An 8331-nucleotide genomic window follows, 5' to 3' on the forward strand; every position below is an offset into this window, starting at 1 on the left:
CAGTGGATGACTTTACGATAGATTCGGATCCTGAGACAGTTACTTTGGATCCAAAATTGCTTGCTATGGTGACGGCCTTAACACCTCTCCCCGTTCCTGCGTCCGACGAGGGCCCCATGGACTTCGCCTTTCCCAACGCCGCTGCCGAGTCCGCGTCCGAGAGCGGCAGCGCGCTCGTCGACGCGACGGCGGCGGCCATCCGCGCGCGGATCATGTCCGGCGAGATCCCGATCGGCGCCCAGCTGCGCCAGGCCGAGCTGGCCAAGGCCCTCGGCGTCAGCCGCACGCCGGTCCGCGAGGCGCTGCGCCAGCTGCAGACCGGCGGCCTGATCGAGGTGGTGCCCAACCGCGGCGCCGTGGTCCGGGTGCCGGCCCCCTGGGAGGTCCGGGAGGCGTACGAGGTCCGCGCCGAGCTGGAGGGCCTGGCCGCCGTCCGCGCCGTCCGCCGGATCACCCGGGACGGGCTGGCCGACCTGCGCGCCACCAACGACATGCTGCGCCCCGGCGAGGCCCCGCCGAACGCGGCCTCGCACGCGGCGAACGACCGTTTCCACACGATGATCCACGAGATCGCCGGCAACGAGCGGCTGGCCCGGGCCATCCAGGAGATCAACTGGGCGTTCCCGCGCAACGTCTCGGCCCTGGTGCTGCACGAGCACCCGCGCCATCGCGACGACAACTTCGCCGAGCACGAGCGGATCCTCGCCGCGTTCGAGGCCGAGGACATCGACCTGGCCCGCCGCGAGATGCAGGCCCACGTGATCAGCGCCGGCGACCAGCTGGCCCGGTGGTACGAGCGCCGTTCCGCGACGGTCTTCCGCGGCTGACCCATCCCGGTCATGCCGTCGACCCCAGGCGTTCCGGGGCCAGGAAGTCCAGGTCGGGGCGCTGCTTGCCGAGCGCCAGGTCGGCCAGCGCGGCACCGATCGCCGGGCCGAACTTGAAACCGTGCCCCGAGCACGCCGCGGCGACGAGCACCTGGGGCGCCTCGGGCAGGGCGCCGACCGCGAACCGGTTGCGGGGCGCCATCGTGTACCGGCACGCGACCGAGTCGACCACGTCGCCGTCGGCCACGGGCAGGAATCGGCGGGCCAGCGTCAGCAGGGTGCCCGCCTCGGCCGCGGTGACCGGGGTCTGCGGGCGTTCCGGATCGTCGGCCGGCCCGTGGTCCAGGCCGATCTTCAGCGCGTCGCCGCCGAACGCGGGCAGCCCGTAGAGCAGGCCCACGCCGGGCACCTCGACCGAGAACGGCCCCAGCGCCGGCGCCGTGACCCGGGCCGGGTCGGAGGCGCCGATGTGGATGTTGACGATCCGGGTCACGGTCAGCAGCTCGGCCAGCGACGGCACCAGCGCACCGGTCCACGGCCCGGCGGCGATCACCAGCCGGTCGGCGCGCAGCACCCCGTCGGCGGTCCGCACCACCACCCCGTCACCGTCGGCGGCCCAGCTCTCCACCCGGCACCCGGTCCGCCGGTCCACCCCGTGCGCCAGGCCGAGCTCGCGCAGCGACCGCATGGCCGCGGCCGCGTCGAGCACGCCGGCCGCCGGGTCGTACACCGCGGTGAAGTCGTCGCCCAGCGTCAGCCCGGGGAAGAGCTCGGCGGCCCGTGCGGCGGAGACCGTCTCGCAGCCCGGCCCGCGCAGGCCGGCGGTGCCGTCGGAGGCCGGTCGCGCGTAGAGCCCGCCGGTCGTGGTCAGCAGCGGTTCACCGGCCGCCGCGGCCAGCTCGCCCCATGCCAGGTACGCCCGGTCGACCAGCTCGTCCCAGACCGGGTTCGGGTACGCCCGCCGGATCATCCGGATGTGCCCGTGTGACGACCCCTCGGTGTGCCCCTCGGGGAAACGGTCCAGCTGGACGACGTTGGTGCCGCGCTGAGCGAGGTGCCAGGCGGTGGCGAGCCCGTGCACCCCGGCGCCGACCACGATCACGTCCGTCCGCGCCCCCGACGTGATCAACGCGGGTGCCGCCGGACGGGTCAATGCCCCGGCCAATGCTGAAATGTCCGCTTCGTCATTGTAAACGTGTACCGATGCCCGGACGACCGCGTCCAGCCCTCGCCGTTCGAGATCCCACCGTCCGTGTTTGGCGGGCACCGCGACCAGGTGCACGCCCGCCGCCCGCAGCCGTGCCGCCGTCTCGGTGGGCGCCTCGCCGTCGACCACGAAGGTGACGATCGCCCCGCCCCCGGCGGCCGGATCGGTCAGCCGGATCCCGGGGAGCCCGGCGAGCGAGGCGCGCAGCGTGTCGGCGAGGGTGGTGGTGTACCGCTGGATCTCGCCGACGCCGAGGTCGAGCGTCTCGCGCAGTGCGGTGCCCAGGCCCAGCCGCAGGGCGTGCGAGGTCTCCCACGTCTCGAACCGCCGGGCCCCGTCGACGAGGTCGAACCCGAAGTCGCTGTGCCAGACGGCACCGCGCACGTCCGGGTGCGGCGGCCGGAGGAGGTCGCGCATCGCGGGGGAGACGTAGAGCAGGCCGGTCCCGCGCGGGCCGCGGAGGAACTTGCGCCCGGTGCCGACCACGATGTCGCAGCCGAGGCCCCGGACGTCGAGCTGCCCGAGCGACTGGGTGGCGTCGAGCAGCACCGGTACCCCGGCGTCCCGGGCCAGCGCCGCGATCGCCGCGACCGGTTCGATCAGCGACGAGGAGGTCGGCACGTGGGCGACGGTGACCAGGGCGGCGGGCTCGCGCAGCGCCGTGGCGAGGGCCTCGAGGTCGACGGTGCCGTCCGGGGCGCAGGGCAGCACCTCGAACTCGACGCCCCGGGAGCGGCGCAGCTCCAGCAGGTGCATCGCCGAGCTCACGTAGCTCGACGCGGAGGCGAGGATCCGGTCGCCGGGGCGCAGCGGGAACGCGTCCAGGGCCCGGTGCCAGGCGACCGTCGCGCTCTCCATCAGCGCGATGTCCGCCGCCGAGCCGCCGAGCAGCTCCGCCGCGAGCGCGTAGACCTCCTCGGTCTGCGGGAGGGCGGCGGCCGCGGCCTCGTAGCCGCCGATCCGGGCCTCCAGCCGCAGGTGTTCGATCACCGTGCCGAGCACGGTCTCACTCGGCAGGGCCGCGCCGGCCGCGTTCAGGTGCCGCGCGTGCCGGGTGCCGGGGGTGGCCGTGCGGAGGGCGAGCGGGTCGATGGCGCTCATCGCTTGGATGTCAAAGTCACGAGATTGGATCCCATCTGAGTAAGGAACGCCCCTCACAGGGCGATCACCACGCCCTTGGACTCGGAGTACGACCGGAGCGCCTCATCGCCGAGGTCACGGCCGAGCCCGGAGTCGCCGACACCGCCGAAGGCCAGCGCCGGGTCGAAGATGTTGTACGTGTTCACCCACACCGTCCCGACCCGCAGGCCCGCGGCCATCCGGTGCGCCCGGGACAGGTCCCGCGTCCACACCCCGGCGGCCAGCCCGTACCCGGTGTCGTTGGCGATCGCGAGCGCCTCGGCCTCGTCCTCGAACGCGATCACCCCGGCGACCGGCCCGAAGATCTCCTCGCGGGCGATCACCATGTCGTTGGTGACCCCGGTGAACAGGGTCGGCTCGACGAAGTAGCCCGGCCGGTCCGGTACGCCGCCGCCGGCCGCCACGGTCGCCCCGTCCGCCTTACCCTTCTCGATGTACGAGAGCACGATCTGCCGCTGCTCCTCGGAGACGAGCGGCCCGACCGAGATCCCGCCGTCGAGACCGTTGCCGACCGGCACCCTCCCGGTCGCGGCGATCAGTCGTTCCGTCATCTCGTCCAGGATCGAGCGCTGCACCAGGATCCGGCTGCCCGCCGTGCACATCTGCCCGGAGTGCCCGAACGAGGCGCGCATCGCGGTCGCGGTGGCCGCGTCCAGGTCGGCGTCGGCGAAGACGATGTTCGGGCTCTTACCGCCGAGCTCCAGGGTGAGCCGCTTGGTGGTGGCCGCCGCCGAGGCCATCACCAAGCGGCCCACCTCGGTCGAGCCGGTGAACGACACCTTCGCCACGCCGGGGTGCGCGACCAGCGCGGCGCCCACCAGGCCGTCGCCGGTCAGCACGTTCAGCACGCCGTCGGGCAGGCCCGCCTCGGCGCAGAGCGCGGCGAGCCGCAGCATGGTCAGCGGGGTCTGCTCGGCGGGTTTCACCACCACCGTGCACCCGGCGGCCAGGGCCGGGGCGAGCTTGTGCGCCGCCGTCATGATCGGGAAGTTCCACGGCAGGATCAGCGCCACCACGCCGACCGGCTCCAGCACCGTGTAGACGTGGTGCGACCCGCCGTCGATCGGTACCACGGTGCCGGTCAGCCGCCCCGGAGCGCCCGCGAAGTGCCGGAAGTCCCGCGCCGAGAACGCCGTGTCGGCCCGGGACCGCTCGATCGGCTTGCCGTTGTCCCGGGTCTCCAGGACCGCCAGCTCCTCCAGGTTCGCCTCGATCAGGTCGGCGATCCGGGTCAGGATCCGGGTGCGCTCGATCGGCGGCAGCCCGGACCAGCGCCGGTCGGCGTGCGCGGCGGCGGCCGCCGCCACCGCGGCGTCCACGTCGGCCTCGGTGGCCTGGGCGACCTCGGTCAGCACCGAGCCGTCGGCCGGGTCGAGGACCGGGATGGTCTCCCGGTCGCCGGGCTCGATCCACGTCCCGTCCACCAGAAATGCGTTGATCACCGAAACCCCTTAGAAAAGCTCGAAGTACTCGCGCTGCTCCCAGTCGGAGACATGCGCCAGATAGCGGGCGAACTCCTCGCGTTTGATCCGCGAGTACCAGGACACCACCCGCTCGCCGAAGGCGTCGGCGAACACCGGATCGGCCGCCAGGGCGTCGATCGCGGCGCCGAGGGACTGCGGGAGACGGACCGCGTCGGTCGCGTACGGGCTCTCGGTCGGCGGCCCCGGGTCGAGGCCCCCGGCCAGCCCGTCCAGCCCGCTCACCACCTGCGAGGCGATGTAGAGGTACGGGTTCGCGGCCGGCTCGCCGGACCTGTTCTCCAGCCGCCCGCTCACCACCCGGACCATCGCGCCCTTGTTGTCCGCACCCCAGAGCACCCGGTCCGGGGCGAGAGAATACGGCAGGTAGCGCTTGTAGCCGTTCACCGTCGGCGTGGTGAACGCCGCCGCGGCCGGCGCGTGGGCCAGCAGCCCGCCCAGCCAGTGCCGGGCCGTGCTGGACATCAGCGTCTCGTCCGGCCCCGGCTCGAAGGCCGCCCGCCCGGTCACCCGGTCCCGCAGCGACTGGTGCAGGTGCCAGCCGGTCGACGCGGTCGCCGCGCCGGCCGGCCGGGACATGAACGTCGCGTGGTACCCGTTGCGCCGGCACAGCTGCCGGATCGCCGAGCGGACCAGCGTCACGTGGTCGGCCGCCTGCGCCGCCGCCCCGGCCTCCAGGGTGATCTCCAGCTGATCGGCCCCGAACTCCAGCTCGATCGAGCGCAGTGGCAGGTCCAGCCGCTGGAGCCCGCGCTGCAGGAACTGCACCACGTCGTCGACCCGGTCCAGCCCCTCCTCGTGCAGAAGCTGACCGCCTTCATTCTGTGCGGACGAGGAGAAGACGTGGAACTCCAGTTCCACCCCGACGGTCATGTCGTAGCCCGCCTCGCCCAGCCGCGAGAGTTGCGAGCGCAGCATCGACCGGGTGCAGTACGGCACCGGGGACCCGTCGGGGAAGCGCAGGTCGCAGAGCACCCAGCCGGTGTTCGGCGCCCACGGCAGCACCCGGAACGACGCCGGGTCCGGCACCAGCACCACGTCACCGGCCCCGGCGAACCCGGCCTCCGCGTCCGCGGTGAAGACCGGCAGCACCGACCGCCCCGACGAGTCCTTGAGCAGCAGCGAACTCGGCGCGGTCAGCCCGTTCCGCATCGCGGCCGGCACCGAGGCCCGGGTCAGCGTCTTGCCGTGCAGCACGCCGTGCTGGTCGGCGAAGGAGAAGCGGACCAGCTCCAGCCCGACCTCGTCGATCACCCGGCGCATCTGCCCGGCCGCGGCGTACTGCTCCTGGCTCCAGAGGCCGTGCCGGTCGATGAAGCCGCCCCGGTCGGCGGCGAGCATCGGCCGCGCGTCCCAGCCGCCACCGCCCTCGGCGACCGGCCGTTCGTCCACGCTACGCATGCGCCCGCACCTGACCGGCCCAGGGCGACGCGGCACGCCGCTCGGCCTCGCGCCGCCGCCAGGTCGTCTCCCACTCGCCGGTGGGGGCGATGGTGTCGACGGCGAGCGGGCCGCTCAGCTCGCCGATCCGCGCCGGGACCGTGCCGCCGGCCGCGAACGCGTCGATCGCCTTCAGCAGCATCCGCCGGTTCGCCGTGACGGCCCGGTCGGAGACCCCGAGCCGCTCGACGGTCCGGTCCTGCACGCGTCCCATGCTCTCCACCGCCCACTGGTCGTGGACGTTGATGTCCAGTCCCATCCCGGTGTAGGTGAGGTCGCGCTGCTCGCCGGGGTCGTACCCCCAGTTGTTGGCACGATTCCGCAGCGGGCGGTAGTCGGGCTGGCTCACCTCGGAGAGACGCTGCGCGAGCAGCGTCTCCTTGTCGGTCTCCTGGGCGAAGTCGTAGAAGATCATGTACCAGTAGTGGTTCTCGTCGTCGATCGGCACGTGCCACTGGATGAAGACCTTGCTGTTGCCGAACGGCACCACGAACGCGTTGGGGAACACCAGGTTGGTGATCCGCACGTGCTTGATCTCGTCGGTGAGCTGCCGCAGCGCGTAGACCCGCAGCCCGTGCTCGGCCTCCTCGACCTCGATGTCCGGCCGGTACGCGTCCCCGACCAGCTTGGACAGCTTCTGCCCGGTGCCCTCGACGATCTCGCTGAACTGCTGCCCGTAGACCTCGCGCGGGTCCTCGTCGATGAACCGGTGCAGGAACGAGACGTGGCTCGGGTCGATCCCGCCCTCCAGCCCCTGCAGCCAGTTGCACTCCCAGAGGCCCTTGAAGGCGAACGTGTACTCGTCCGGCGCCGCGAACGCGTCGTAGCCGGGCAGCGGGGGCGGGTCACCCTCGCCGAGGTAGGCGAAGACGATCCCGTTCCGCTCCACGCAGGGGTAGCTCGGGATCCGCACCTTCTCCGCGAACCGGCTGTGCGCCGGCTCGGCGGGCTGCTCCTTGCAGCGCCCGTCCGGCCCGTAGAGCCAGCCGTGGTAGAGGCAGCGCAGCCCGCCGTCCTCGTGCCGCCCGAAGGCCAGATCGACCCCGCGATGCGCGCAGAACCGCCCGACGAGGGCCCAGCCGCCGTCGTCCTTCTTGAACAGCACCAGGTCCTCGCCGAGCAGCCGGACCGGTTTGACCTGCCGCTCCGGTGTCATCTCGGAGACCAGCGCGGCCGGCTGCCAGTAGGCGCGCATCAGCCCACCGAGCGGCGTGCCGGGCCCGCTGCGGGTGACGCGTTCGTTGTCCTCACGCTTGAGCACGCGGCCTCCTGGATTCTATCTGCCTAAGATTGGATCCAATCCTGCCACGAGTGATCGTCGCGGGGAAAGGTCCGGCGGGTTTCCAGATGGTGACGCTGCTAGGTTGGCACGCATGCCGGGCGCCATGGGGAGACCACGCGAGGCCCCGTCCCCGACCGGCCGCGGCGCCGCGCAGGACATCCTCTTCGCCGGCGCCAAGCTCTTCGGCACGGTCGGCTTCGGCGGCACCACGCTGCGGGCCATCGCCGCCGAGGCGGGTCTCCGTCAGCCCAGCCTCTACCACCACTTCGCCGGCAAGCACGAGATCCTGCTGACGCTGCTGCTCGGCACCGTCCAGCCCAGCGTCGACACCGCCACCCGCCTGCTCGCCGCCGACGCCACCCCCGCCGCGCGCCTCTGGGCCCTCTGCGCCTCCGACGTCGCACTGCTCACCGCCGACCCGCTCAACATCGGACAGCTCTACCTGCTCCCGGAGCTCGCCGACCCGCGCTTCGACCCGTTCCGCACCGCCCGCACGCGCCTCGCCGACGCGTACGAGTCCCTCATCCGCCAGTGCGACCCGCCGGTCGAGACCACCCCCCGCCAGCTCGCCGGCCTCATCCTCGGCGTCGTCGAGAGCACCATCCTGCAGCGCCGCTGGTCCCCCGAGACCATCGACGCCGGCCTCCCCGCGCGCACCGCCGACGCCGCTCTGCGCATGCTGGGCCTGACGTCCCCCCAGGTCACCGCTTCCCGCCAGGCCGCCGCGTCCCTGCTCTCGTGACGTCTCCCGTACGCCCCACCCATCCCACACCCGTCGCGTCACGCTCCCCGTAGGGGCGCCGCGACCCCCTGCCCCCTCCAGGCCGTAGCGCGCCTCCCCGCCTTGGCTGGTCCTCACGGGTGACCCTGCTGGCTTATTCGGTGCTGGTGTCCGTTCGTGGGACTGGGTGGGTAGGTTGTGTGGTTATGTCGATGCAGCCGAAGCCGTGGCCT

6 protein-coding genes are annotated in these 8331 nt (G+C 72.8%); 2 read left to right on the forward strand and 4 right to left on the reverse strand.

What is annotated here, in order from left to right; all coding sequences use genetic code 11:
- Positions 1–116 precede the first annotated feature (116 nt).
- Positions 117–827: a GntR family transcriptional regulator gene (locus AB0M08_RS12555; RefSeq protein ID WP_364492108.1), complete on the forward strand. Its 711-nt coding sequence runs from the start codon at positions 117–119 to the stop codon at positions 825–827.
- Positions 828–837: 10 nt separating this feature from the next.
- On the opposite strand, the gene solA is transcribed toward AB0M08_RS12555, so the two are convergent.
- From solA to AB0M08_RS12575, 4 genes are read right to left on the reverse strand one after another with little or no spacing between them, the layout of a single operon-like run.
- Entirely contained in the window at positions 838–3135 is a 2298-nt protein-coding gene (gene solA / locus AB0M08_RS12560; protein WP_364492110.1) for an N-methyl-L-tryptophan oxidase, read from the reverse strand.
- A 53-nt stretch (positions 3136–3188) separates the two neighbouring features.
- Positions 3189–4616 (reverse strand): aldehyde dehydrogenase family protein, encoded by a 1428-nt coding sequence (locus tag AB0M08_RS12565; protein ID WP_364492112.1) that lies wholly within the window; start codon positions 4614–4616, stop codon positions 3189–3191.
- A gap of 9 nt (positions 4617–4625) precedes the next feature.
- On the reverse strand, positions 4626–6056 hold the full coding sequence (locus AB0M08_RS12570) for a glutamine synthetase family protein (RefSeq protein WP_364492114.1): 1431 nt from the start codon (positions 6054–6056) through the stop codon (positions 4626–4628).
- Entirely contained in the window at positions 6049–7356 is a 1308-nt protein-coding gene (locus AB0M08_RS12575; protein WP_364492116.1) for a Rieske 2Fe-2S domain-containing protein, read from the reverse strand. Before AB0M08_RS12575 ends, AB0M08_RS12570 begins: the two co-directional genes overlap by 8 nt.
- A gap of 112 nt (positions 7357–7468) precedes the next feature.
- Between AB0M08_RS12575 and AB0M08_RS12580 the strand changes: the two genes are divergently transcribed.
- Complete coding sequence (locus tag AB0M08_RS12580; protein ID WP_364492118.1) at positions 7469–8119, forward strand: TetR/AcrR family transcriptional regulator; 651 nt, start codon at positions 7469–7471, stop codon at positions 8117–8119.
- The last annotated feature ends 212 nt before the right edge of the window (positions 8120–8331 follow it).

Source organism: Actinoplanes sp. NPDC051851 (genome assembly GCF_040681165.1).
GTDB lineage: Bacteria > Actinomycetota > Actinomycetes > Mycobacteriales > Micromonosporaceae > Actinoplanes.

Excerpts from the sequence above, each read along its gene's own strand:
- AB0M08_RS12555 (WP_364492108.1), top strand. The coding sequence starts at position 117 with ATGGACTTCGCCTTTCCCAACGCCGCTGCCGAGTCCGCGTCCGAGAGC.
- solA (WP_364492110.1), bottom strand. The coding sequence starts at position 3,135 with ATGAGCGCCATCGACCCGCTCGCCCTCCGCACGGCCACCCCCGGCACC.
- AB0M08_RS12570 (WP_364492114.1), bottom strand. The coding sequence starts at position 6,056 with ATGCGTAGCGTGGACGAACGGCCGGTCGCCGAGGGCGGTGGCGGCTGG.
- AB0M08_RS12580 (WP_364492118.1), top strand. The coding sequence starts at position 7,469 with ATGCCGGGCGCCATGGGGAGACCACGCGAGGCCCCGTCCCCGACCGGC.